Source organism: bacterium, from assembly GCA_024226335.1.
GTDB lineage: Bacteria > Myxococcota_A > UBA9160 > SZUA-336 > SZUA-336 > JAAELY01.
Window position 1 is genome coordinate 1 of record JAAELY010000268.1, and the last position, 837, is coordinate 837.

Consider the following 837-nt stretch of genomic DNA (forward strand, 5'->3'; position numbering starts at 1 on the left):
GCGCATCGGGTGGTTCGACGGTGTATGCGAGGCCGCCGATTTCACCGAGTACGACGGCAAACCCTGCGTCGAGGCGCTGGTGCAGCTCGGGCTGTTGCGGACGCCCTACACGCTGGTGCTGTCGTACGACCAGGCTCTGGCGGCCGACATCATCGAACGCGACTGATCGGTTCCATTCACTGCGGGAGATCCCGCGACGGAGGATTCCATGGCTACGAAGAAGAAGACGACCACTCGAAAGACCACGAAGGCCAGCAAGTCGAAGGCCGCGTCGAAGAAGCCCAAGGCCGCCAAGGAGGACCTGGTGGTCTTCGCCTTCCGGCTGACCGCAGCCGAGCGCAACGCGATCCACAAGACGGCTGGGCCGCGCAACGCCACCCGACTGGTGCGGCAGGTCGCTGTGGCCTTCGCACATAAAGATGAAGGAGCGTTCCGGGACGCGGTCAAAAAGGCCGGCTCGTAGGCCCCTTTTCCGCTTCCTTCCTTTCGCCCCCGGTTCCGGGGGCGTTTCTTCGGTCATCTCGCTACTCGTTGCCCCGCCAGCCCTGGGCCTGCTCGCCGGTGAACTCCTGCCAGCGCTGAACGATCACGTCGCAGTAGCTGGGGTCGATCTCCATCAGGAACGCTTTCCGCCCCATCCGCTGTGCCGCGATCAACGTCGATCCGCTGCCGCCGAACAGGTCGAGGACGCGTTCGCCTTTTCGCGAGGAATACATCATTGCCCGCTCGGCCAGCTCGACGGGTTTCTCGGTGAGGTGGATCATCGACTGCGGCGTGACCTTTTTGACGCTCCAGGTGTCGGGGGCGTTGGTGATGCCAGGGTTGAAGTAGTGAGCC

At 63.8% G+C, this 837-nt stretch carries 3 protein-coding genes; 2 read left to right on the forward strand and 1 reads right to left on the reverse strand.

Annotated features, from left to right (window positions below; all coding sequences use genetic code 11):
• On the forward strand, positions 1 to 166 hold a 166-nt coding region (locus GY725_14030; protein ID MCP4005306.1), incomplete at its 5' end, for a hypothetical protein.
• A gap of 42 nt (positions 167 to 208) precedes the next feature.
• Complete coding sequence (locus tag GY725_14035; GenBank protein ID MCP4005307.1) at positions 209 to 463, forward strand: hypothetical protein; 255 nt, start codon at positions 209 to 211, stop codon at positions 461 to 463.
• A gap of 61 nt (positions 464 to 524) precedes the next feature.
• On the opposite strand, the gene GY725_14040 is transcribed toward GY725_14035, so the two are convergent.
• Positions 525 to 837 (reverse strand): site-specific DNA-methyltransferase (locus GY725_14040; protein ID MCP4005308.1); only part of this gene is annotated, 313 nt, incomplete at its 5' end.

What these genes read in the sequence shown, in the direction of transcription:
- GY725_14035 (MCP4005307.1), top strand. Translation starts at nt 209, where the DNA reads ATGGCTACGAAGAAGAAGACGACCACTCGAAAGACCACGAAGGCCAGC.